This is a genomic window from Pirellulimonas nuda, from assembly GCF_007750855.1.
GTDB lineage: Bacteria > Planctomycetota > Planctomycetia > Pirellulales > Lacipirellulaceae > Pirellulimonas > Pirellulimonas nuda.
The window spans coordinates 2,504,937-2,529,631 of the sequence record NZ_CP036291.1; the positions used below are offsets into that span (position 1 = coordinate 2,504,937).

Sequence of the window (24,695 nt, forward strand, 5' to 3'; positions counted from 1 at the left end):
GAAATTCCTCTCGTTCTTGGGGAAACTAGGTGGGAATCAGGCGGGATACAAAGGTGGGCCAGTACCCTCATTTATAGGCGGCCCTACCCCGCTGCAACAGGGAGCTCAGGGCGGACTTTTTGTCGCGGCGAGGGACGGTTCAGAACAGCTCCCGCTGTGGGCCGTAGCTGCGGATGTAGTCGCCCACTTTCAGCTTGCGGGCGGTGTTTTCGCTGGTCATGTAGCGGATCTTGCCAAAGATGGGCCGCTCGGGGCCCCAAGCCCGATCGTAGCGGCCCAGCACCCAGAAGATCCCGCTGTAACTATTGGGGTCGCGGCCATCGAGCGCGTACTTGTTGTTCAGGTGGACCATGACCCTCAGGGCGTCGCGGGGCGACGCCGACCAGTGCAAGATCTTCTTGCCCCAGAGCATCCGCAGGTAGTTGTGGATCTTGCCTTCGGCCACCAACTGCCGCTGTGCGGCGTTCCAGAGTGGGTCGTGCGTCTGGGCCGTCTCAAACTGCTGCAGGGTGTACACGTGCTCCCGCTTGTCGGAGGCATGCTCCGCGAGGGTCTGTTGGGCCCAATTGGGAAGCGACTCGTAGCGGTCGTAGTCGCGCCGCTGGCTGCACATGTTGAAGCCTAGCTCCCGCCAGGTCACCAACTCGTCGAGGAACGCCTCGGCGGACTCTCCCATGCCCCACCAACCGCGGGCGCCGGTCGGCTTGGCAGCCATCTTCCCGGGGTTCCACCGTTCGCGCTCGGCGAGCCGCACGAAGGTCTCGTGGGCCGATAGATGTCCCCAGTGCAAGAACGGCGAGAGCCCGCTTGCGGCGTCGCATTGTGGTTGGTTGCGCTGCTCGCCGTAGAGGGGCAACCGATCGTTGAGGAAACCCTCTAGCTGCGATCTGGCCGACCGTTCGCCGCCGACCAGCGGCGCCGGCTCTACCGTGTGATCGATCGGAAAGCTCGACAACAGCGCTGGGTCGGCCGCGATGGCTGCTACGTCTGCCTCCGGCCAGCGGTCGAGCGTTGCGCGGTCGATCCGGGGCGAATTGGGCAGCTCGGCGCCGGCCAGGGGGTCCTCGGCCGGCATCGCGTCGATGTGGTTGCGGAGTTCTTTTTGCAGGAACCTGCGGAGATCGAACGCACGGGCGAACACCTTCTCCGCTGCACGCATCGGCAGCAGGCCGTTGGAGTCGATCGACTCGAACCTCACGTTCACTTGGCGCCGCGCGGCCCGCACCAGCTTGGGCAGGAAGAAGCAGGGCCAGTCGTCGGTAACCGCCACGCAAGCATCGGCGGCTAGCCGCTCGAACAACCCGGCCCCGGCGCCTGGTTGCGGTTCGAGGTAGGGGTAGTAGCGCACCCCTGAAGGGGCGAACGACCGCTGGTTGTCCGCCATCCCCTGCACCGCGAAAGCATGCAGCCGATCACTGGCCCAAGAGTAATTGCACCGGAGCGCTTCTAGCACCAGGATTGGCTTGCCAAGCCTTTGGCCCCACGCGGCCGCGCGTTGGAGAGAGAAGTTCCAGGCCGAACGCCGGCAGGCGATCATCCAATACAGGACGTACCGACCGTCGGGATTGACCGGGGCGTCTTTCTCCACCCGGATGCGCAGCGGCGGAACCTCACATTCAATCTCCCTGTCAGGCATTCGCTGGCTCCGGCGGTTGAACACGCCGCACCGACCCTGCAGACCAAGCAAGCGGCGCGCTCCTCTTCCCTCCTACAGCCTTGGCAAACCTACGCAAACGGCAAGCCCTCGTCGATCCTTGCCGGCCGAAGGATGTCTGCCGAACGTCGACCTACGGCCCCTGCCCTGTGGAAGACGTCTCATGCCGCGCGAACACGTTTTCTCGACCGGCGTTCAGTCTCGCGACGGCAGCTTTGACCGACTAGTCTGACGGTAGCGCCGGCGTGGTCTACTGTCGGCGATCCTCTTTGCCACTTGTCCGGAGCCAACATGGTGAGTCCCGTTTTCGCGCGCGCCGCGCTGGGCTGCTTCTCGACTTGCTTGATCGCCGCTGCCTCTACCACCTACGCTGCCGGCGGGTTGAACGCCGAACGGCTCCGATGCGAGCATCGCACGGCGCCCCTAGGCGTAGACGTGGCTAGGCCTTCGCTAAGCTGGATCGTCACCTCAGAGGCGCGCGACCAGCGACAAACAGCCTACCAGGTGCAGGTCGCGTCGACGCCAAAGAAGCTCTCCGCGGGCCAACCCGACCTGTGGGATTCTGGCCGAGTCGAATCGGATGAAACCTTGGCGGTCCGATACGCGGGCAAGCCACTTAAGACGAACCAGCGCTGCTTTTGGCGCGTGCGGGTCTGGGACCGAGATGGGCAGGCGTCTGAGTTCTCGGACGCGACGCAGTGGACGACCGGTCTGCTCTCTCCCAGCGATTGGCAGGGCGATTGGATCGGCTTCGACGCCGGCCGCACCGACAGCCGCCCGGACGCGCCTCTCGATGGGGCGAGCTGGATCTGGGCGCCCCCCGGCGGTGACGGGAAGCCCCGCAACGGCAGCCACGGATTCGCCGCCAGGTTCGACCTGCCGGCCGACGCTCGTGTTGAGTCCGCCGAGGCGGTGATGTACGGCGACGACTCGGTTCGGATGTTCATCAACGGCGACGAGGCCAACTGCGGTATCCGGGGGGGCAAGCCTTTCACCGTGGACGTGTCTCACCTGCTGAGGCCGGGGATGAACCAGATCCGTCTGCTGTGTGCGAACAAGTCGCCCAAATCGGCCGGGGTTATTGCGAAACTGACGGTGACGACCGACCACGGGGGCCGCGTGCTGCTAACCAACAAGGATTGGGCCTGGGTCGATGCTCCCAAGGCGGACTGGGAGACCGGCGACGACGAGCCAAACTTCGACCAGACCGCCGCCGCGGTGGCAGAGTACGGAAAGGGCCCCTGGGGAAAAGTGGGGCCGGCCGTTCCGTTGCTGCCCCCTCCGGCCTGTCTGCGTGCCGACTTCGGCGTCGATCGGCCGGTCAAGCGGGCGATTGTCTATGCCGCCGTGCTCGGTGACTGCGAACTGCGTCTGAACGGAGAACGTGTGTCGGAAGATTATTTCCCATCTGGGTGGACCGACTACACCAAACGCGTCTACTACCGCGCCTACGACGTCACGAAACTCATCCGCCAAGGGCAGAACGCCGCGGCGGTAGTCTTGGCGGATGGTTGGTACAGCGGCCACATCGGCTGGGGAGTCAACACGCCCGCTCGCGACCACTACGCAGAGCACCCACGTTTCGCGGGTCAGCTCGTGCTCCAGTTCGAAGACGGGGGAGAGGAGGTGCTGGCGACCGGCGCCGATTGGGTCGCATCGACCGGCGGAACTCGAGAAGCCGACTTCTTGCAGGGTGAGACCTTCGTGGCCGAGGCGGAGCCCCAAGGCTGGGACGCTCCTGGGTTCGATGACTCGGGGTGGTCGCCCGTCGAGGTCGGTGCGGACGTCGATCCCGTCGTGCAGTGGCACCCCGCGCAGCCGGTGCGGGAGCTGGAGACCTTCGAGCCCGTCGAGGTGACCGAGCCGACGCCCGGCGCCTACGTGCTAAACCTCGGTCAGAACTTCGCTGGCGTCCCGCGGATCCGCGTCAAAGGCGCGAAGCCGGGTCAGGTGATCAAGCTCCGCTTCGCGGAGCGTTTGAACCCCGACGGCACCGTCTACCTGACAAATATGCGCACCGCGCGGGCGACCGACACGTACGTTTGCCGCGGCGACACTGAGGAAACCTGGCAGCCCCGGCACACCTTCCATGGATTCCAGTACATCGAGGTGCGCGGCCTCGGCCACGCCCCGAGTTCAGACGAGATCGTCGGCGTCGCGCTCAGCAGCGACACTCCAGCGGTCGGTTCGTTCGAGTGTTCCGACGCGATGCTGAATCAGCTCGTGAGCAACGTCTACTGGACGCAGCGGATGAACTTCATTGACATCCCTACCGACTGCCCTCAGCGTGACGAGCGGCTCGGCTGGACGGGCGACGCCCAGGTGTACATCGGGACCGCGTGCCTGAACTGCGACGTCCAGGCGTTCTTCGGCAAGTGGATGCAAGACATGCTCGACTCGCAGCGAGCCGATGGGCAGTTCCCGATGATCTCGCCGACCAAGGTGGCCGGTGACGACGGCGGACCCGCCTGGGCCGACGCCGGGGTGATTTGTCCCATGCAGCTCTACGAAACGTACGGAGACCGCGAATTGCTCGCTAGGCAGTACCCCTCGATGAAGCGCTTCGTCGAGTTCTGCCGGGGTCGCAGCAAAGACGGCGTGCTGCCTCCCGATCAATTCCACTGCTTCGGCGACTGGTTGAGCGTCAACGCCGATACGCCCAAGGATGTGATCTACACCGCATACTATGCTCAATCGACACGTCTGACGGCCGAAGCGGCCGAGATTCTTGGTTTCTCGACCGACGCCAAAGAGCTGCGAGCGCTTCACAAACGCATCAAGCAGGCGTTCCAGAAAAAGTTCGTGAAGGACGGTGGACGGATCGAGGGAGACACACAGTGCTGCTACGCCTTAGCGCTGGCCTACGGGTTGGTCGACGGCAAGGACCGCCAGGCCGCGTCCCGCTACTTGGTAGAAGACATCAAGAAACGCGGCGGCCGGCTCTCGACCGGCTTTATCGGCACGAAGGACCTGATGCTGGTGCTGTCCAAGATCGGCCGGCAAGACGTGGCCTACGACCTGTTGTTCAGCGACAAGTTCCCGGGTTGGGGATTCTCCATCAAGCAGGGCGCCACGAGCATCTGGGAACGCTGGGACGGCTGGACCCCCGAACAGGGGTTCCAGAGCGCGGGGATGAACTCGTTCGCCCACTATTCGTTCGGCGCGGTCTACCGCTGGATGGTTGAAAACATCGGCGGCATCCGCCCCACGTCGCCCGGCTACGCCACGCTCACGATTGCGCCCGAGGTCACCGATCGACTCGAATGGGCGAAGACTTCCTACGACAGTGTTCGCGGCCCGATCGCCAGCGATTGGCGTCGTGAGGAAGGCCGGTTTCTGCTCAACGTAAGCGTGCCGGCCAATACGACGGCTCAGCTGAGGCTGCCCAAGGGGGCGTCCGCCGACGGATTGACCGAGAGCGGCAAGCCTTGGGGCACCTCGCGAGACGAAGACGGCGTGACGGTGCTCGAAATCGGGAGCGGCGACTACCGCTTCGAGGCGCCGATGAAGTAGGGCCGCGGCTGGCTTAGGGGGGCGGCGCCGGGTCGGCCCGCATGGACCGATTTCCGGCGGCGCTACGCCGCCGGCGGAGGTTGCACGCGCTTCCGGCCTCCATTCTTGCTAGAGTGGGGGCGGACAACTAACTGCGTCTGTGCATTCCTCTCTTTTCTTCGTCGGGGAACAAGCCGTGGACGATCGGACTGAAGCTTTCGAGGCGCCGAGCCTTGCTACGTGGCTCGCTAGATTGGGAACCGGCGTCGGCGCCGAGCGATCTGCGGCCGATTCCGCGGAGGTCCGCCGCGCCGCAGACCTGTTCCAGTCGCTGGTGGACAGCCTGCCGCTGAACCTGCTGGTGAAGGACCTGGGCGGACGCCGGGTGTTGGTTAACCGCGGCTACCTCGATTTTCAACACGCCGGCAGAGAAGACCTCCTCGGGAAGACAGACTTTGACCTGTTTCCGGAGCAGGTCGCCCGGCAACGCCATTCGGAAGACCAACAAGTGATCCGCAGCGGTTCGGCGGTGCGAGGCGTCGAAGAGCAGCTTACGGTCGACGGGGAGCGTCGGTCGATCGAGCACATCAAGTCGCCCATCCGCGACGCCGGCGGCCTGATCGTCGGACTGCAGGTGGTTTTCTGGGATGTTACGGACCGCGTCCGAGCAGAAGCCGCCCACGCCCACGAACGCGACCTGCTCGCCTGCCTGCTGGACTCAATCCCGGACGCGCTCTACTTCAAGGACGAGCAGAGCCGGTTCCTCCGCATCAGCCGGGCGATGGCCGCCAAGTTTGGGCTGCCCGGCCCGGATGCGGTCATCGGCAAGACCGACGCGGATGTGTTTTCCTCAGAGCACGCGCAGCAGGCCCTGGACGACGAGCGCGGCATCATGCGGACCGGCAGCCCTTTGGTCGGCGTGGTTGAGAAAGAGACTTGGCCCGACGGCCGTGATACTTGGGTGTCAACGAACAAGATGCCCCTACGTGACGCCGCCGGCACGATCTATGGCACCTTTGGGATATCGCGAGACGTCACCGAGCAGATGTTAGCCGAGGCCGCACTCGCTCGGCAGGCGATGGAGGCGCAATTGTTGCACCGCGCCGTCAGCATGGCGGCCGAAACCGCGTCGATCGAAGAAGCGCTGCAACAATGCATCGACGCGGTGTGCGAAGTAACAGGCTGGCCCGTCGGCCACGCCTACCGACCGACAGCGGACGGCGAGGAGTTGGCGCCGACGACGATCTGGGGCATCCACGACGGCGGCAACTACACCGAGTTCCGAGCGGTCACCGAGCAAACCCCTTTCAAGCTTGGGGTCGGACTGCCGGGGCGCATCTGGGAGTCGGGCGAGCCCGCTTGGATCGCCAACGTCCAGGTCGACGATAACTTTCCCCGCGCACGTCTATGCCCCGGCCTTCTCGTGAAGGGGGCATTTGGTTTTCCAGTTCGCGTTGGCGGGGCGACCGCAGCGGTGCTTGAGTTCTTTACCCGCGAAGAAATGGCCGTCGACGGCGACTTACTCCGCACCATGCAAAGCGTCGGCGAGCAGGTCGGACGGGTCGTCGAGAGGCGGCTGGCGCAGGAAGAGCTGCAGGTCGCCAAAGAGGCTGCCGAAGCGGCCAATCGTTCGAAGAGCGAGTTCCTCGCCAACATGAGCCACGAGATCCGCACGCCGATGAATGGCATCATCGGCATGACGGAATTGCTGCTCAACACACAGCTCACCAACGAGCAGCGCGACTTCCAGCAGATGGTGAAGTCCTCGGCGGACGCCCTGCTGACGCTGCTTAATGACATCCTCGATTTCTCAAAGATCGAAGCGGGCCGGCTAGAACTAGAAGCAAGCCCCTTCCGCATCCGCGATCTCTTGGGCGCCACCGTTCACTCGCTCGCTTGCCGGGCGGTCGACAAGGGGATCGAGCTGGTCGTGCGGGTCCTCCCGGAAGTCCCCGACAACCTAGTGGGCGACCCGGGCCGCCTGCGGCAGGTGGTCGTCAACCTGTTGGGCAACGCGATCAAGTTCACGGAGAAGGGCGAGGTGGTTGTCACGGTCTCGTCGCAGCGATCCGATGACGATCGGGTTCTGCTGCATATTGCGGTCCGCGACACCGGCATCGGCATCGCCAACGAGCAGAGGGTGAAGATCTTCGACGCATTCACGCAGGCCGACTCTTCCACCACTCGCCAGTACGGGGGCACCGGGCTCGGACTAGCGATCTCTTCGCAGTTGGTCCAGTTGATGGGGGGCCGCATCTGGGTCGAGAGTGAACTGGGCAAAGGGAGCGCCTTCCAGTTCACAGTCGACTTGGCTCGCGGCGAAGAGCAGGCCGACGAGGCCCCCGCCGAGCTCCAGACGCTGCACCAGCTCCCCGTCCTGGTGGTGGACGACAACCGCACCAACCGCATCATCTGCGAAGAAGTGCTGTCCAACTGGGGAATGAAGCCAACCTCCGTTGCGTCCGGCCCCGCGGCCCTCGAGGAACTGGAACGCGCCCGCAGCTCGGGCCGGCCTTACCGACTTGCGCTGCTTGACGTAATGATGCCAAGCATGGACGGTTTCGAGCTGGTTCGTCGCATCCGCCAGCAGGCCGGGCAGGACGGGCTCACGATCCTGATGCTCTCTTCGGCCCACCGACCGGAGGACTCTGCCCACGCCAAGACTCTCAACGTCGCAAAGTGCCTAAACAAGCCGATCACGCAGTCGATCCTCTTCAATGGGATAACCGGCGCGCTCGGGACCGCACGCGTAGACGAGCAGGGCCCGGGACCCCTCAACGCCGAACTCTCCATGGCGTTTGTCCGCCGGCGGGTGCTGTTGGCCGAGGACGGTGTGGTGAACCGCAAGGTAGCGCTCAACCTGCTGGAGAAGCGGGGGCACCAGGTTACGGCGGTAGAGAACGGCCGGCAGGCGGTCGACGCATGGAAGGCCGAGCCCTTTGACTTGGTGCTGATGGACGTTCAGATGCCAGAAATGGACGGCTTTGAGGCGACCGCCGCGATCCGAACCGAAGAACGAGCCACCGGCCGGCACACGCCCATTGTGGCGATCACCGCTCACGCCATGAAAGGCGACCGCGATCGGTGCCTCACGGCGGGGATGGACGATTACGTCTCCAAGCCTTTCCGCCCCCGTGAGCTGTTTGAGGCGGTAGAAAAAGACCGGCGACTGTCGCCCGATGGGGCCGCAGCCGCGGCCGAGGACGACGCCCCGAAGACGCCGCCGGCCCCCTTTGATCGTGCCGAGGCGCTGCTAAACGTGGGGGGGAGCGACGACTTCTTGAAGGAAATGATCGAGCTGTTCTTGGTGGAATGCCCTAAGCAAATGACGGCGGTCGAGGCGGCGCACACCTCTGGTAAGCCGGCAGCGCTAATGGAGGCAGCGCACACGCTCAAGGGTTCCGTGAGTATGTTCGCCGCGAACGAAGCCACGGCCGCGGCCCGTCGGGTCGAGAAGATGGGCCGCACGGGCGACTTGGACGATTATGACGCGGCGTGGGCGGATCTGCAGAGCCGCATTGCCGAGCTGGTTGCTGCTTTGCAGCAGGAAGCAGGGATTTTTCCCGGATAGTTCGGCGTAGAAGCGCACTACGCAGCCTAGGCGTCCGATAGGCCGGGGAAGAAGTGCCGGTTTTGGCCCAGCAAATGAGCCGTATGTTGGGCAGAACGGGCCGGCAAGAACACTCTAAGTCATTTGATATCAACAGGATAAGAAAACTGGGGATCAGGGACTTGAACCCCGACTAACGGAATCAGAATCCGTCGTGCTACCAATTACACCAATCCCCAATAGCGGGTCAGGAAACCCGCGATAGCTGGGCAAGGTTAGGTTCCGGCGGTCCAAAAATCAAGGCCGGTCGGTCTGGTCTTGGCGCCAGCAGGTCGGTAGAGTCCGCCACTTCTCGGCGGGGAGCCCGTCGCTCACTGTTTCGGACACGGACGTCCGATGCCTAAACTTCGGCGCACTGCACTGGCGGATCGACGTTCGACGACCGGATGGTTGTCGTTTCTCTTCGTTGCTGCGCTCGCCCTGCCCGCACCCGCCGAGCCCGTCCCGTCGCCAGGCGCGGCGGTTGCGCTGAAGCTCAGTTCGGAGGCGCCGATCTATCTGCCCGGTGGGGAGATCGAGGTGGGGGTCGTTCTCGATCCGACGCAGCTTGGGTTCTCCGGCGCGGCCCAGATCGAACTACAGCTATCCTCTGCGAGCCAGGGCGCGGCGCTTTGGAGTGAAACGCGGGATGTCATTCTCGGACAGGCGGCTACCCTCGATTTTCAGGCGACCGCACCCCTCCATGACGGCCGGTACTGGCTCCACGCAATCGTAACGGCGCCCGGCACGTTCCGTACGCGTCTGCTTCCGGGCGGGGGCGCCCGTGTGCTGGGCGAGGCCAGGAGGCAGGTGTTGGTGATGTCGAGCGAATCAACGTCTCGCCCGACCGCTGCTTGGCTGCCCGGAACGGAGATCGACCCGACCACGCACCGTTGGTGGGAACGCTCGCCAGACTGGTTACGAACCCGCCGGTTGGCTTGGTTCTCCGAGGGCCCGCTGTCGTTCGGGACGCTACGGCCCGTGGTTGTCCAGGGGCGACGATACATAGAGATCCCGGCGGGCGACTCGGGGATAGCTGCGGCTTGGCAACTGATCCCATTGTCGGTGCAAACACCGGGGGCAGCGCACCTGATCGAGGTCGCGACCCCTTTGGGCGCCGATCAAGCGCTCACGCTCACGATCGTTGAGCCCGACTCAACCGGAAGACTCGGTCCGGTCGGGGCGTCTGTGATGCAGGTCTCGACCCCGAATGATGTGGGTGGCGACGGCGCCACAGCGCGACGCCTGTTCTGGCCGCGGACGACCCAGCCGCTGCTGATGCTCTCGAACGGGCGCAGCGATGCGCCTGCTTCGTATGCGTCCGTTCGGGTGCGGCGGTGTGGCGAGGCGCCTCGGCAGGCCTCGCCCACGCAGGAACGGCTGGTAGTGATCGACGGATCGAACGAGGTCGCTCCTGCCGATCTAGCCAACGGCGCGAAGCTGGCGCGCGGGGACTGGCATGCTGCGTATCTTGGCGCACGCGTGCTAGCGGACTTGGTTGAGCTCAAGGGCGCCAATACGGCAATGATCCGCGGATCGTCGGCCAACGACGACCCGTGGCAAGAGACGGTGATGAGGGAGTTCGACCGTCGTGGGCTCCGTGTCCTGGTCCGAGGCGACCTGCACGACCCCATCAGTGGCGGTGCTACCCCGTCAGACCGCCCCATGGACGAAGTCGATCCCCGGTTAGACGGGATTCTTGCTGCGGCGTCTGCTCACCGCTGCTTTGCGGGAATTGCGATCGAACTTGAGCCGGGCGCTACGGCACTTGCGCCGCCCCCATGGACGCCGAGTGCGGCTCAGCTTGATCTCTTCCTCGAGCAGAACAAGCTTGCGTGGCCCGAGGCGGCGGCCCGAGACGACGCGACTATCAGCGCCGCGCTAGCGGGGCCCTGGAGGGAGGCTTGGCTAGAGTGGCGGGCCGAGCAGTTGACGGGCCGTTACCGGGCGATCCGCGAGCGCGTCGCCGTCGTCGGAGCGGACCTAAAAGTCTTTCTGCTGACGGACGCAATGCTTGCTGATGATCGCGCGGCGGAGCGGTTGCGTCCAAGGCTGAACTCGCCGACAACGGCCGCCAGCTTCCTGATGGAGCACGGCGTCGACGCTCGCGCAATCGCGGAAATCCCCGGTCTCGAATTGATTGTCGCGGAGAGGCTCGGCTCGCAAGGATCCTTGGGTAAGGACGCCCTTGCGCTTGCTTCGGTTCGTTTCGCTGACCTGGGGGCTGGTAAGCAACAGCCAGTAGCGGCGCTTCAACGCGACGTGCGGCTGGTCCGGCTGGAGTCGTTCGAACAGGCGCGTGGCTGTCCCGATTGCACGCTTCGCTCGGTCGTTCGAACATCCAATCGGCGTGAGCGGATGGCGATGTCGCGCGTTACCTCTGAGCGCGACGCGGTGGCGCTGCTCGAGTCGTCCGACGCGATCGATCTATCGTTCGATGAACCCGACCGCCGCACGCGGTTGCTCATTCGGGAGCTGCCCCCCCCGGGCGTCAGCGTGGCCGCCACGTCTCAGCCGGTGTATGTCCGTGCATACACAAGGGGGCCCGGCCGTCTGGTGGCCTTCTCGAACGTCTCGCCCTGGCCAGTCCGCGCCACGACGACCCTCTCAAACGAGGCGGGCTGCGACGCGATGGAGATCAAGCCGTGGGAGAGCCAGCCGCCGGTCGCCAGCCGGCTTGAGCGGGGCCAGCACGCCTTTGAGTTCGACCTAGCGCCGTTCGAAACCCGCCTTCTTGCCGTGAGCGATCGCGACGCCAAAGTCGTCGGCTTACGCACGAACACCCCGGCCGAAGCCGAAACGGAGCTCCGCCGCATCGTTGACGACTTGAAGCGTCGCGACCTCAACGCCAGGCGTCCTCTCGAGGGGGTGCTGGACCCGAGCTTCGAGCTCACGCTCCCCGGCGGCGCTCCGTCCGTCTGGGACGCGGCCGTCACTGGGGCGAGCCGGGTGACGACGGTTACCGAGTCTCCGCTCAGCGGCGAACGCTCGCTTCGAATCGAAAGCCGAGAAGGAACCACTAGCGCCGCAAGCAAGCCATTCCCGGTGCCCAGCTCCGGGCAATTGGCGGTGCAGTTTGGCGTACGACCGGTCGAGCTGGACGGCGACGCGCGCGTGGTGATCTCATTTGACAGCGTCGACGGCGCCTACCACAGTGCAACGTCGATCGCCGCTGCCGGTCTTCGGGCAGACGCGCAGAAGGCCGCTTGGCCGGCGTACGTGTTCGGCGTTGACGACCTGCCGGTCGGGCAAGACGGCGGCATGCGGATCACCCTCAGCTGCACCGGCGCCGGGGTCGTGGATATCGACGACCTGCAGTGCTTCTCGCTCTTCTACCCGATGCAGAGTTTTCCGGAAACAAAGTGGCAAAGGCTCGCGCTGGTGCGGATTGTGCAGTCCGCTGAAGTTGCGCTAGATGACGGCCGGTACAGCGAGTGCCTGCAGATTGTTGACGGGTACTGGCCGCGGTTTCTGAGGGAGTTTGCGCCACGGCTTCCGGAGCCGGCGGTGCCTCCGCCGGCGACCGCGCAGCGAGAGGAAACCGAGGGGCCGGCGCCGGCCCCCACGTTGAGCGAGCGTTTGAAGGGATGGACCCCTAGCTTCTGGCGTTAGACCGTCGCCGGCAGAGCTCGACCCGCTCGTTGCGCCGCAACCGGGGGCGGCTCGTTGACCGTCGGGTGCACCCCGGGGCCGTCGACCGCGTACCATCGATCGAGCACGGTCCGCCACGCGCCGGGCGCTTTGACCGCACAAAAATCTGCACGGGCCTCGGCGTGTGCGGGGTGGAGTTGCGAGTACTTGATCGCGAACTTGCGCATGCCCGGCAGGCAACGCTCCACGCCGTACACCTGTTCCGCGAGCCGGTAGTGTTCCGCGATCACCTCGCGCTGCTCGTAGAGCGTCGGCGGGTCGGGGAGCGGCCGCCCGGCGGCTAGCGCGCGGGCCTGCGAGAACACCCACGGGTTGCCGATAGCGCCGCGGGCGACCGTCACGCCATCGACCCCCGTGTAGTGGATCATGTCGAGGCAGGCTTGGGCGGTAAACAAGTCTCCGCTCCCCAGCACGGTTCGACCCTCCGCGTGCTGTTTGAGGGTTCTCAAGAAGTCCCAGTTGGACGGCCCGTTGTAGCGCTGCGTCACGGTCCGGCCGTGAACCGTGATCGCGGCGACCCCTAGTTCGAACGCTCGGTCGAAGATGTCGAAGAACTTGTCCCGGCTCTCGTCGGAGTCGTCGACCCCCCGCCGCATCTTGACCGTTACTGGGATCGCGGCCGGCGCCGCGTCTCGCACGCGGGCGACGATCTCGATCGCTGTTTCCGGCTGGCTGAGGTGGAAACCGCCCCGGCAGCGGCCGAGCACCTTTTTCACGGGGCAGCCGAAGTTGATGTCGATCACGTCGAAGCCCGCCTCGACCATCTTGGTCGCTGCCGGCCCAAATTCTTCTGGGTCGGCCCCCATCAACTGCCCGCCAACCGGCCGCTCTCCATCTAGGATGTGCAGGAAATGGCTGGTCCTCTTACGGTCCTTCAGCCCGGTCACGAACTTGTCGAGCATCACCTCGCACAGTGTGTAGGGGGCGCCGTGCCGGCGCGCCAGCAGCCTCATGGGGGAATCGCTATAGCCGGACAGCGCCGCCTGTACGACGGGGAAGTCGAGTTCGATGGGGCCGATGCGGAGCGTCGGGAGTGGCTGCGGGGTCATGCCACCGATTCTGCATGCTGGCGGCGTTTGCCGCAACGCTAGGTCCACTCGTCGTAGACGCCCACTACGACCACGCTTGATGCCCCTGCTGCCCTACCGGGATCGCTCAGCGGGAGCGTGCGCTGGCCTAGCATGTGCTTGATGCGTAAAGGCCGCACCTGCAACCAGAATGCCGGGAAGCAGCTACGCCGAGTAGAATCAGCCGATGTTTCATGGGTTCGGGAGGGCGGCGTCCACCTGGCGGACCTTCATTGAGTCAATGTCCTCGAACACCGGATCAAGCTCCTTCTTGAAGAGATCGCCAATGAGGAGGTCGGTGATGCTGCCTCGGTGGTGCGGAAAGCGCCGTATGAACTCTCCGAAGCTGAACCCGTCGTAGTACTCGCACACCAGTCGCCGCATTCGGTTCATCCCCTCGACATAGCCGGCCTCCCAGCTCCCGATCTGCGACCGAGACGTGTCGCCAACTCGCAAGCCTTCGACAATCGCATCGGCAGCAAGCTCTCCCGACTTGAGCGCCAGCAGTACGCCCGAAGAGTAAAGCGGATCTAGGAACCCGAACGCGTCGCCGACCAGCACCCAACCATCACCCGCGGCCTGTTTGGCCCGGTAGGTGTAATCCTTTGTCGCCTTTACCGGAGAGGCTTGTCGGGCGTTCGCGATCCGCTCCTTTACCGCAATGCAGTTCTCCATCTCCTCGAAGTAAACGGATTCGTGGTTCGATCGACCATGGAACAAGTAATCAAAGTCCGCCACCACGCCGATGCTAACGGTGTCATCCTGCATCGGGATGTACCAGAACCATCCACGCTTGTTGCTTAGGCTCAGAACGATGGTTGCCCCCTCGTCCTTGCCTTGATCCCGATAGGCGCCCTCGTAGTAGGACCAAAGCGCCCCTTTATTCAATTGCGGGTCGGACACGCGGAGATTGAACTTATTGATGAGCATGGAGCTCTGCCCGCTTGCGTCAACGACTACATCGGCTCGAAACTCCCTCTTGTTCCCTGCATCGTCCACAATCCGCACGCCAACAGCACGGGATCCCTCAAACAACACGTCGAGAACCCGCACGCCCTCGTGGACGGCGACCCCCTGCTCTTCGGCATTCTTCAGCATCATGACGTCGAATTCACTCCGGCGAATCTGCCAAGTCTGCGAGCACTCGTGCGGCTTGTTGTCGTAGAAATAGAAGGGGGCAGAATGCTTGCCCGATGGACTCACAAACTGAACGCTGTGCTTCTTGACGAAGTGGCTTGACTTCATCTTGTCGAGCATTCCCAGCCGCTTCAGAACCCAATAGGTTTCTGGGATCAGCGATTCGCCGATGTGGTAGCGGGGAAACCGCTCGCGTTCGAAGAGTTCTACTTGATAACCCTGCTGGCTGATCAAGGTGGAAGCGGTCGCCCCGGCCGGACCTCCTCCGATTACGACTACATGAGGAGATCGGCGGCTCGCCATTTTCTTGTCCTCGCCGGTGTCCGAAGCACGTGGAACGTTTGCGCCGTCACGAATCGGCGACCGACGGGTTCATGGAATCTTCGTGTGGCTGTCGGGCCTGCCTGAGCAAGTCGGAAAGCTCACGCAATGCCTTCTTGCTTAGGTGTCCAAGTTGCTGTCGATGACATTCCTGGACAGCTTCGTAGATCTCATCGAGCAGTTTCAGGCCGTTCTCTGTGATCTGAACTTCCACCACGCGGCGGTTCTCGGATTTCCGCTCTCGGACGAGCAGCCCTCGTTGCTCCAAGCGATCCAGAAGGCGAGTCATGTCGGGGGCGCGAGAGATCAGCCGACTCCCCAACATCAGCGTGGGCATTCCATCTGGGTAGATCGACCGCAATAGCCGTAGGGTGTTGTACTGCTGTGCGGACAGTCCGACCCGACCAAACAGATCATCTTCCAGCGCCTTGAGACGATCGTACGTACGCCACAAGTTCAGGAAGACCTCCTGCTCCACAGAATCGAATGATCTGTCGCCTGCCGCCGCAACTGTCTGGGTCGCCGGGTTTGTCATGCTGCGATAATGGATGTTGGAACAACTGTTGTCAAGACGCGTGTTGCGGTCTCGGTTGGGGCGAGCGACGTCGTGGCACGACTTCAAGGACGCGCTCGACCGCTCGCTGACAGGTGAGGCCGATCTCCAGCGGCTCAGCCCCGACGTCTGGCGCACGCGGCGGCCCCAATGTTGTCCTCGGAGCTGGTGTGCGAGCACAGAACGTCGATCGTGGAGAATGCATCGGGTATACTGCGCAAACCGCATCGCAACCCCAACCAGCTCGGCAAGCCTCACTTCATGCGAATACTGCTGCTCAAGTGGTGGGACCTGCTCCGCAGCAGTTTTTGGTTCGTCCCGTCGCTCATGGCGGCCGGTTCCGTGGCGCTCGCGGTGGCCATGGTCGCTCTTGACGACGCAGTATCGGACGAGTGGTTGATCGACGGGGGATGGGCCTACACGGGGGGGGCCGAGGGCGCCAGCGCCGTGCTCAGCGCGATCGCCAGCTCGATGATGGGGATCGCCGGCGTGGTGTTCTCGATGACGCTGGTGGCGCTTTCGCTCGCCTCGTCGCAGTTCGGTCCGCGGCTGCTGCGCAACTTTATGCGAGATTCCACCAATCAGGTGGTGCTGGGGACTTTCGTCGCTACGTTCATGTACAGCCTGCTCGTGCTCCGTACCATCCGCTACGGAGACGAATCGGTGGTACCCCACCTCTCGGTCACGCTCGCTGTGGGGCTGGCCCTGATGAGCCTGGGGGTGCTGATCTACTTCATCCACCACGTATCGGTCTCGATCCAGGCGGACGAGGTGGTCTCTCGCGTCGGTGACGAGTTGCTACAGAGTATTGATCGGATGTTTCCTGAACCCGAGCCGCCGGACGACTCGACGCCGCAGCCGGCGCCGGACAGCCCCGCCTTGGACGCCGCGTTCGACGAACAGTCGCAAGGCATCTCGGCGGATGTGGATGGCTACCTACAGTTCATCGACCTCGCGGCGCTGACCGCACTGGCGACGAAGAACGACGCGATCCTGCGCGTCGAACGCCGCCCGGGCGAGTACCTGGCGCCGGGGGCGCGGCTGCTCTCGGTCTGGCCCCGCGATCGAGCAAGCGAGGATCTAGTCGGGTCGGCCCGCGCCGCGTTCGGCCTCGGCAGCCAGCGTACCCCGTCTCAGGACCTCGAGTTCACGGTCGACCAGCTCGTTGAGGTCGCGGTGCGGGCGCTCTCGCCGGGCATTAATGACCCCTTTACGGCCATTCGCTGTATCGACCGACTGGGGTCTGCGTTGTGCCGGTTCGCTAAACGCGACCCGCCGTCGCCGCATCGGTTCGATGCCGACGGGCGGCTCCGGGTCACGGCGCCGCCGGTATCGTTCAGTCGGTTCCTTGATTGCGCGTTCGATCCGATCCGCAACTACGCACGGGCCGACGCCCAGGTGACGAGGCGCTTGTTGGAAACAATCGCCACGGTCGAGAAATCTGCGAGCCGGCCGGAACGCCGCGCCGCGCTCCGGCGGCACGCCGACGTGATTGCAGCCGAGGCGCAAACGGGCCTGTCGGCTGAAGCCGACCGGCGCACGATCGCGTTGCTGCACGAACAGGTGATCGCGGCCCTCAACGAGGGAGAGAGCCCGCCGCCCGAGGGCGAATCAGTGGTCTGACGCTCCCCGGTGGCCGTTCTGGTGAAGTTCGTATTGCTGCACCGCCCAACGGGCCGCTTCGCGGACGAGCGCTTCGCCGTCGTGCATGGCTTGCTGGAGCGCCGGCAACGCTTCGGGGGGGCGGCTGTTGCCTAAAGCGATCGCGGCGCTGCGCAACAGCCCCCGCCGGTGCGCTCGCCACAACGGGGTCTTGCGAAAACGGGCTCGAAAGGCCTCCTCGTCCAGCTCAAACAAGCCGATCAGCTCGAGCGGGTCTTGCTGTGCGACCGGCCGGAACTCCGGCTGCTGGCTCTCGGGCGCCCGGCGGTTCCAGGGGCAGACGTCCTGGCACACGTCACAGCCGAACACCCACTGTCCCATGCCCGATCGAAGTTCGACCGGAACGTGGTCGCGTAGTTCGATGGTCAAGTAACTAATGCACTTGGTTGCGTCGAGCACGTACGCCTGCGGGAAGGCGCCCGTGGGGCAGGCGTCTAAGCAGGCGGTGCAGGAGCCGCAGTGGTCGGTCGCGTGGGGAGTATCGTATTCGAGCTCCAGATCGGTAAGCAGGGCCGCCAGGAAGAAGTAGCTGCCCCGCTGGCGGTTGAGCAGCAGCGTGTGCTTGCCCACCCATCCCAGCCCGGCCAGCCGCGCGAAATCTCGCTCCATAAGGGGCGCCGTGTCGACGACCCCGCGCACGAGCGACGTGGGCTCGCGTTCTCGCAGTTCGTCGGCTAGCCGGTGGAGCCGGGTCCGAACCACGTCGTGGTAGTCGGCCTCGCCCCAAGCGTAGCGGGACACCCTCCCCTGGGTTGGACCCGGGGGGCGGGGGTCGGCCGTGCGGTAGTCCATCGCCAGCATCAACAGGCTGCGGCAGCCCTCGAGCACGTGCTGGGGGTGGGCGTAGGCGTCGCGACGGTCGGCCAGATAATCCATCTGACCGGCATAACCGGCCGCCAGCCACTCGCGGAGCCGCTGTGCGCCCGGGGGCTCTACGGCCGGGCACACGCCGGCCTGGGTAAAGCCGAGCTCAATCGCCCTGTTTTTCAGCCATTGTGTGCGTGGGACGGTTGCTGTCATCCGCTGTGATTCCGCCTAGGTTGGGCGGCCGCCAAGAACAATGTTTGGAGCTTTCGCGGGGAGTGATTAGCGTGGAGATAGGAAATTGCCCACCCACACGTTGCTCCTCCAGATCGACCCCCCTGAGGCCCCGCCATGCGTTGCTTGATTGCGATCGTTTTCGCTGTTGTTGCTGGATCTACCGCGGCCTGCAACGCCCAGTGCGGCGGTGGTGGCTACGGCTACGGTTATGGGATCGGCGCCCTGTACCAGTCGCTGGAATACAACGTTCCCTATTTCGCCGCGCATCCGCCAGTGTACTACAGCCAGCCGGTCCCCCGGACCTATGGCTACAGCCCGTTCGCCTACCCGCCGAACGTGATGACTCCAGAAGTGGTCGAGCCGATTACGGCGCTCGAGATCGCCAACCCGTTCGTTCCCAGCTCGGTTGAGCAGCCGGCCGAACCTTCCGATCAGACCGTTGAGCACGCTCCGGCGCAGCCCGAGCCGTTGGTGATTAGCAACCCGTTCGCCACCGCGGGCTCGACGGTCGTCTCGAGCGGACGCTAGCATAAATTGTAGGGCGGGGCGTTCGGCGCCCCGCCCTGCTCCGCTCTTTAACTCCACTTGGCCCGGCGTGCGGCGGTCGCTATCATCCCCGGCCTATCGCATTCTGTGACTGGCAGAAAGGATGCTGCCGATGCTGCGGCCCGAAAATCGCTCGTTCTTTTCGGCGATCTTGATCGCTGTGGCGTGCGGTGCGCTTGGCTGCCGGGGACAACAATCGGTGGTTCCCAACCCGTTTGTGGGGGCCGACCGTGTGCCCCCTCCGACGCTTAAGACGATGGCGCCAGGCACGGCGACTCCGTACTACCAAGGGGACCCCCTGCCCCCGTACGCGCCCCCACAGCAACAGCTTAGCCCGCCGTTGCAGCAGCCGGGTCAACAGCCCGGGTTCGGCCAGCCGCCGGCTACGCAGTACCCAGCAGCCCCAGCCTGGCCACAGACGCAAGCAAGCTACGAAGAGCCGGTCCATCCTGGGCCCGCTGCGGGTGTCTCCAGCGATCACCGTATCAGCCTGTTGAATGAGCCCGATCGGCTTCCGACCCACGGGGTGGTGCTCACCGGTGGCGAAGCGGCCACCGCGGCGCCATTGCAGTGGGGACCCAGCGGGGTACCAACCCCGGAGTTTCAACCGGCGCCCCCGTCTCGAATCAGCTTCCCCGGAGAGTGAGCGACCCGAGCGACGCACCGGCCGACGCGCGATAGAATGGTCTGCGTACCGCTCCTCAGGCGCCCGCTGCTGTGTCTACCATCCCCACCGGCCCATCTCGTCGCTTCCAAGCGCTCACGGCAGGACCGGTGCGGAGGCGGCTGGCCCAATGGTCGGGGTGCGTGCCGGCGATCGTCGCCCGCGGCCCGGCGCTCCAGAAGCTCTCGGACTACGACCTGCGCAAGGAGAGCCTTTCGCTCCGGTACCGCGCCCGCAGCGGCGAACCGCTCGACAAGCTTCTGGTCGAAGCGTTCGCGCTGGTGCGAGAATCGGGCCGCCGGACGCTGAACATGCAGCACTTTGAGGTGCAACTCTTGGGAGGCGCCGCTGCGCACCACGGGTCGATCATCGAGATGCAGACGGGCGAGGGGAAAACCCTTACCGCCACGCTCCCGATGTACCTAGCGGCCCTGGCCGGCAAAGGCGCTCACCTCTCAACGGTCAACGACTACCTGGCCAAACGCGATGCGGACTGGATGCGGCCTTTGTACGAGGCGCTAGGAATGACCGTTGGCGTCATCCAGGACAAGATGCCTCAGCCCGAAAAGGGCAAGGCGTACGCCTCCGACGTCACCTACGGCACCGCCAACCAGATGGGCTTCGACTTCCTCCGCGACCGGCTGCTCAAACGCAGCATCGAGGAGGGCGCCCGCGACCTGTTCGGCGAGATGCTCGGCTCCGGCGCTCAAGCGAGCGAAAAGCCGGTGCAGCGCGACCTGCACTTCATGCTGGTGGACGAGGCGGACAGCATCTTGATCGACGAGGCCCGCACGCCGCTGATCATCAGCGCAGCGCCCGGCGAAGACGAGGAGGTGGCCGCCGAGGCGTACCGCTGGGCGGCCGAACAGCAGGCGCGCTTCGAGGAAAACGAGCACTACGACTACGACCACAAGGACAAGCGGGTCGACCTGAAGCTGGCCGGCAGGCGGCTGGTGCGCGAAACGCCCAAGGTGGGCGCACTCGACAAGCTCCCCTTGTCGACGATCTACGAGTACATCGAGCGTGCGATCAAGGTCGCCCGCGAGATGCAGCTAGACCGGCACTACGTGGTCCGCGACGGCGAGATCGTGATCGTCGACGAGTTCACGGGCCGGTTGGCCGAGGGGCGGAAATGGCGCGCCGGCATCCACCAAGCGATCGAGGCCAAGGAAGGGGTCGAGGTGACCTTTGAGACCAACCAGGCGGCCAGGATCACCATCCAGGACCTGTTCCTCAGGTACCACCGCTTGGCCGGCATGACCGGCACCGCCAGCAGCAGCGCTCGGGAACTATCAAAAATCTATCAGGTGTGGGTGACCCCCATCCCCACGAACCGCCCTCCGATCCGCAAGAAGCTCCCTACGCTGGTGTTTGGCGACGCCCAGCAGAAGTGGGAGGCGATCGCTGACGACGTCGCCCAAGTTCACGCTACCGGCCGTCCGGTGTTGGTAGGGACGCGGAGCATCGACAAGAGCGAGCACCTGTCGAAGCTGCTGGAGGACCGCGGCATTGAACACACCGTGCTCAACGCCCGGCACGTCGCCCGCGAGGCAGAGCTGGTGGCCCAGGCCGGGCAGCTCGGGCGGGTGATGGTCGCCACCAACATGGCGGGACGCGGCACCGACATCAAGCTCGCCCCAGACGTCAAGGAACTCGGGGGCCTGCACGTCGTCTGCTCTGAGCTGCACGAGAGCCAGCGGATCGATCGTCAGCTCATCGGCCGCTGCGGTCGACAGGGCGACCCTGGCACCTACCGCCAGTTCCTGGCCATGGACGACGAGATCCTGCTCATGGGTTTCGGCCCGAAACGCGCGACGCGTCTCGAGGAGGCCGGAAAGGCCCACCAAGGGCCCGGTGCGGGCTCCGAGGCGCTCTTCTACGCCGCCCAGCACAAGGTGGAACGACGACACTTCCGCGACCGAAAAATCATGCTCTACCAAGACAAAGAGCGGCAGAAAATGCAGCGGCAAATGAGCCAGGATCCGTTCCTCGACACGGCCGGTTAGCATCCGATCGCCCGCCGTGACCGACCAGAGCCCAGCCAGGAAGCCGGGCGACCGCGCTGGGGCTCAGCACCCCTGGCGGTACGTATCCCAAATCAGGAAGACGAGCATCGAAAGACAGCTAATGGCGCCTGCATCGAACATTGGAATCCCTCGTTAGTAAGAGTGAACAACCGGTTTTAACATCCTCGGAAGAAGTGGGAGGTTCTATTGCGAAACCGGCGCCAATCACGCGGAATCGCTACGCAATGCACGTTGCGCAGCACACAGCACCGTCTAGGAAGACTTTGCGGACGAACGGCCGTGTAAGAGTTGCATTTGAGGGGAAGATTCTGCAATCCAACCGGCGAATCGCACCGCAACTGCGAAACGGCGTCCCCTTTGGGGAACTAATCCGTGATAGCACCACTCTTCACGGCTGCGTGTGTCGGAAAGCTAGGCCACGCGGCACACAAAACACTTCAGATAGTCTGTTTCTAAGCACGTAGCGATTACCGGATGGTCGGGCGATGCGCCCCGTTCCTCCAAGATCTGCACCGGCCGGCCCGCTTGGCACGACGCGGCGGAGAGCACGTGTCGAAGGTCTTCGCGACTCACGCTCCCCGAGCAACTGCACGTGACCAGGATCCCTCCGGGCTCAAGCAGTTCCAGCCCGCGCCGATTGATGTGCGCGTAGGCCTTGAGTGCGTGAGGAACTTGCTTTCGGCTCTTCGCGAACTTTGGCGGGTCGAGCACCACCATGCCGAACCGCTCCCCCCGAGCGGCAAGGCTGTCAAGCGTTGGGAGTCCATCGCCCAGCTCGAAGCGGGCGTTGGCCAGCCCGTTTTCCGCGGCGGCTGTCTGGGCCGCGGCGATTGCCGGAGCGCTGCTGTCGATCCCCACGACCTCCGCGGCGCCTGCCCGCGCGGCGTTCAACGCGAACCCGCCGGTGTAGCAGAACAGGTCGAGCACCCGGCGCCCCCGGGCGAACGCAGCGGCGCACCGGCGGTTCTCTCGTTGGTCCAGATAAAAGCCGGTCTTCTGGCCCGCCGCCAAGTCGATGCGGTAGGTCAGTCCGTTCTCGACGACGGCGACCGGCTCCGTTGGCGGCTCGCCGCGACGCCACTCGGGCTCCAAAGAAATGCCCTCACTGTCGGCGGTCGAGCGGTCGGGGCGGACCAAGATGCCGCGCGGCGCCAGTCGAATAGCCAACTCCTCAAGGATCGGTTCGAGCCGCTGCGCGATGGCAAGCGACCCCACCTGCACCACCAGCCGGTCGGCGAACCGATCGACCACCAGGCCGCTGAGGCCGTCGGCTTCGCTGTACACCACGCGTGCGGCGCCGGCGGCGGCGTCGTAGCCGATCTGCTGCCGCATCTCGATGGCCGTAGCGATGCGGGCCCGCAGCAACGCGTCGTCGATCGGCTGGTCTTCTTGCCATGTCCACAGCCGCACACGGATACGGCTCTGGGCGTTGTACACGCCACGGGCGATCCAGCCGCCCTCGTGGGTGAGCAAGTCGACCGCGTCGCCGTCGGAAGGTCCCCCCTCGACCCGCTCGACCGCGGTGTCGAGCACCCAAGGGTGCCGCCCGAAGAAGGGCTTCACCCGGCCGCGTTTGACATAGACTTGGGCGGGGGAGGGCATGGCTCGTGTTGAGGTAGGAAGATTCGGATCGGATACAGGACGTCACGCGACGGCGCCGGCTCAGGGGGCCGCCGGGGGGCTCGCGGCCGGCTTCTTGGCTCGAACCTCGATCTAGCTGGCGGGTTCGATCCGCAGGCCGGCCGGCACCAGCCAGCGTTCGGCCCAGCCAAACAGCGCCTGTGCGGCCAACGCCATCACCGCGGCCGGGATGGCGCCCTGCAGGATCAGGCTCGTGTCGGCCAGACGGATGCCGGTAAGGATTGGCTGGCCATAGCCGCCGGCGCCGATCAGGGCGCCGAGCGTCGCGGCGCCGATATTGATGACCGCCGCGGTCTTCACCCCGGCCAGGATGGATGGCGAAGCCAGCGGCAGTTCAATCTTCCACAGCCGCGTCCGGGGAGGCAGGCCCAGCACTTCGGCCGCTTCGCGCAATGGTCCGGGGATCTGCGTGAGCCCTGAGTAGGTGTTCCGCACGATCGGCAGAAGGCTGTAGAGGAACAACGCCACGATCGCCGGCTCGGCCCCCAGGCCCAACAGCGGGATCATGAACACCAGCAACGCCAGGGACGGCAGCGTTTGGATCACCCCCACGACCCCCAGGATCGGCTTGGCCAGCCTCGGCCGCCGGTACGCCAGCACTCCCAGTGGCACCGAGAACAACACAGCTGCGGAGAGCGACACGGCGACCAGCAGCAGGTGTTCCCGGGTATTTCTGGCTAGTCGAGCGAGGCGCCGACGCCACTTTGACTTGACCTGAACTTCGCTCGAAATGCCGAAGGAGTCCTTCAGGAAAGCCGCGGCAACTTGCGGCTCAGGCAACCGGTCGACCCGCGCCCGCAGGTTCATGGCGATCATCGCCGGGGCGTCGATCGCTCCAACCAGCCGCGCGAACGATTCAACGAACTTTGGCGCACGCTCTTCAAGATCAGCGCGGTACAGGATCACCGCGTCGTAGACCGGGAAGAACCTGCGATCGTCGGCGAGCGCCCGGATGTCGTACGACTCGATCTCGGGGTCGGTCGAGTACAGGTCGATCGCGTCGAGCGACCCAGACGCCAACCCGCGGTAGGCGAGGTTGTGGTCCATCCCCCGCACACGCCGGTGCGGGAGTTCGTAGCGGGCCCGCAGCCCTGCCCAGCCGTCCGAGCGTTCCATGAACTCGTCGCTAAAGCCCAGATGCAGCTCGGGGTGGTCCGCGAGATCGGAGATTGTCTCGATCCCGAGCTCCGCGGCCCGCGACTCCAACATGCCGATCACGTAAGTGTTGTTGAACCCGACGGGCCGGCTCATGACGACCCCTTGCTCGGCGAGCCGGGCGCGGATGGCGTCGTCGCTCTTGCCCCCCTCCCCTCCCAGCAGCTCTTTGGCGATCGTGCCGGTGTAGTCGGGGTAGATGTCAATCTCCCCCGCCTTCAGGGCGCCGAACAGCACTTGCGACCCTCCCAGCTCGGCGCGGTGGTTAACCCTGACGCCGGAGTCACGCGCCAAGCCCGCGAGCACCTCACCCAGTACAACCGATTCCGTGAACGCCTTGGAACCGACTGTGACGGTCGGCGCAGCGTTGTCTGCCGCGACGCAGTCGCGTGCGACGACCGCAGTTGCCAGCAGGGGAAACAGCATCATTAAGAGCCGCCGAGGACCGCCAATAGCGGCCGGTCGCGATCGACTGCCATCGCCGCGGATCGTGGT

At 64.9% G+C, this 24,695-nt stretch carries 13 protein-coding genes and 1 tRNA gene; 6 read left to right on the forward strand and 8 right to left on the reverse strand.

Going from position 1 to position 24,695, the window contains the following annotated elements:
- Positions 1–139: 139 nt before the first annotated feature.
- Entirely contained in the window at positions 140–1,636 is a 1,497-nt protein-coding gene (locus Pla175_RS10180) for a cryptochrome/DNA photolyase family protein (protein ID WP_145283833.1), read from the reverse strand.
- Positions 1,637–1,945: 309 nt separating this feature from the next.
- Between Pla175_RS10180 and Pla175_RS10185 the strand changes: the two genes are divergently transcribed.
- Together Pla175_RS10185 and Pla175_RS10190 are read left to right on the forward strand one after the other, a co-directional pair.
- Positions 1,946–5,167 (forward strand): family 78 glycoside hydrolase catalytic domain, encoded by a 3,222-nt coding sequence (locus Pla175_RS10185; protein WP_145283835.1) that lies wholly within the window; start codon positions 1,946–1,948, stop codon positions 5,165–5,167.
- Between the two features lie 175 nt (positions 5,168–5,342).
- Positions 5,343–8,717 (forward strand): response regulator, encoded by a 3,375-nt coding sequence (locus Pla175_RS10190; RefSeq protein WP_197527399.1) that lies wholly within the window; start codon positions 5,343–5,345, stop codon positions 8,715–8,717.
- A 146-nt stretch (positions 8,718–8,863) separates the two neighbouring features.
- Here Pla175_RS10190 and Pla175_RS10195 read toward each other — a convergent pair.
- Positions 8,864–8,935, reverse strand: a tRNA-Gln gene (locus Pla175_RS10195).
- 211 nt (positions 8,936–9,146) lie between these two features.
- Here Pla175_RS10195 and Pla175_RS10200 point away from each other — a divergent pair.
- The gene (locus Pla175_RS10200; RefSeq protein ID WP_145283839.1) at positions 9,147–12,347 is read left to right on the forward strand and encodes a hypothetical protein; all 3,201 of its coding nucleotides are present in this window, start codon (positions 9,147–9,149) and stop codon (positions 12,345–12,347) included.
- On the opposite strand, the gene Pla175_RS10205 is transcribed toward Pla175_RS10200, so the two are convergent.
- The 3 genes from Pla175_RS10205 to Pla175_RS10215 form a co-directional block, all read right to left on the reverse strand.
- Entirely contained in the window at positions 12,344–13,435 is a 1,092-nt protein-coding gene (locus Pla175_RS10205; protein ID WP_145283841.1) for a tRNA dihydrouridine synthase, read from the reverse strand. The two genes, Pla175_RS10200 and Pla175_RS10205, sit on opposite strands and share 4 nt — an antisense overlap.
- Before the next feature lie 210 nt (positions 13,436–13,645).
- Positions 13,646–14,893 carry an NAD(P)/FAD-dependent oxidoreductase gene (locus Pla175_RS10210; protein WP_145283856.1) on the reverse strand — a complete coding sequence of 416 codons (1,248 nt, stop codon included), beginning with the start codon at positions 14,891–14,893 and terminating at the stop codon, positions 13,646–13,648.
- A 46-nt stretch (positions 14,894–14,939) separates the two neighbouring features.
- Positions 14,940–15,644, reverse strand: a complete 705-nt coding sequence (locus Pla175_RS10215; protein ID WP_231954323.1) for a MarR family winged helix-turn-helix transcriptional regulator — start codon at positions 15,642–15,644, stop codon at positions 14,940–14,942.
- An 81-nt stretch (positions 15,645–15,725) separates the two neighbouring features.
- On the opposite strand from Pla175_RS10215, the gene Pla175_RS10220 reads away from it, so the two are divergent.
- Complete coding sequence (locus tag Pla175_RS10220; RefSeq protein WP_197527400.1) at positions 15,726–17,087, forward strand: DUF2254 domain-containing protein; 1,362 nt, start codon at positions 15,726–15,728, stop codon at positions 17,085–17,087.
- On the opposite strand, the gene queG is transcribed toward Pla175_RS10220, so the two are convergent.
- The gene (gene queG / locus Pla175_RS10225) at positions 17,076–18,146 is read right to left on the reverse strand and encodes a tRNA epoxyqueuosine(34) reductase QueG (RefSeq protein ID WP_145283862.1); all 1,071 of its coding nucleotides are present in this window, start codon (positions 18,144–18,146) and stop codon (positions 17,076–17,078) included. The two genes, Pla175_RS10220 and queG, sit on opposite strands and share 12 nt — an antisense overlap.
- Before the next feature lie 135 nt (positions 18,147–18,281).
- Between queG and Pla175_RS10230 the strand changes: the two genes are divergently transcribed.
- The gene (locus Pla175_RS10230; protein WP_145283865.1) at positions 18,282–18,695 is read left to right on the forward strand and encodes a hypothetical protein; all 414 of its coding nucleotides are present in this window, start codon (positions 18,282–18,284) and stop codon (positions 18,693–18,695) included.
- A gap of 735 nt (positions 18,696–19,430) precedes the next feature.
- Complete coding sequence (locus Pla175_RS10235; protein ID WP_231954325.1) at positions 19,431–21,383, forward strand: preprotein translocase subunit SecA; 1,953 nt, start codon at positions 19,431–19,433, stop codon at positions 21,381–21,383.
- Positions 21,384–21,815: 432 nt separating this feature from the next.
- On the opposite strand, the gene Pla175_RS10240 is transcribed toward Pla175_RS10235, so the two are convergent.
- Positions 21,816–23,006, reverse strand: coding sequence for a class I SAM-dependent rRNA methyltransferase (locus Pla175_RS10240; protein ID WP_145283869.1), 1,191 nt, complete (start codon positions 23,004–23,006; stop codon positions 21,816–21,818).
- A gap of 111 nt (positions 23,007–23,117) precedes the next feature.
- Positions 23,118–24,629 carry an ABC transporter permease/substrate-binding protein gene (locus tag Pla175_RS10245; RefSeq protein WP_145283870.1) on the reverse strand — a complete coding sequence of 504 codons (1,512 nt, stop codon included), beginning with the start codon at positions 24,627–24,629 and terminating at the stop codon, positions 23,118–23,120.
- Between the last annotated feature and the right edge of the window lie 66 nt (positions 24,630–24,695).

Excerpts from the sequence above, each read along its gene's own strand:
- Pla175_RS10180 (WP_145283833.1), bottom strand. The coding sequence starts at position 1,636 with ATGCCTGACAGGGAGATTGAATGTGAGGTTCCGCCGCTGCGCATCCGG.
- Pla175_RS10185 (WP_145283835.1), top strand. The coding sequence starts at position 1,946 with ATGGTGAGTCCCGTTTTCGCGCGCGCCGCGCTGGGCTGCTTCTCGACT.
- Pla175_RS10205 (WP_145283841.1), bottom strand. The coding sequence starts at position 13,435 with ATGACCCCGCAGCCACTCCCGACGCTCCGCATCGGCCCCATCGAACTC.
- Pla175_RS10210 (WP_145283856.1), bottom strand. The coding sequence starts at position 14,893 with ATGGCGAGCCGCCGATCTCCTCATGTAGTCGTAATCGGAGGAGGTCCG.
- Pla175_RS10220 (WP_197527400.1), top strand. The coding sequence starts at position 15,726 with ATGCGAATACTGCTGCTCAAGTGGTGGGACCTGCTCCGCAGCAGTTTT.
- queG (WP_145283862.1), bottom strand. The coding sequence starts at position 18,146 with ATGACAGCAACCGTCCCACGCACACAATGGCTGAAAAACAGGGCGATT.
- Pla175_RS10230 (WP_145283865.1), top strand. The coding sequence starts at position 18,282 with ATGCGTTGCTTGATTGCGATCGTTTTCGCTGTTGTTGCTGGATCTACC.
- Pla175_RS10240 (WP_145283869.1), bottom strand. The coding sequence starts at position 23,006 with ATGCCCTCCCCCGCCCAAGTCTATGTCAAACGCGGCCGGGTGAAGCCC.
- Pla175_RS10245 (WP_145283870.1), bottom strand. The coding sequence starts at position 24,629 with ATGATGCTGTTTCCCCTGCTGGCAACTGCGGTCGTCGCACGCGACTGC.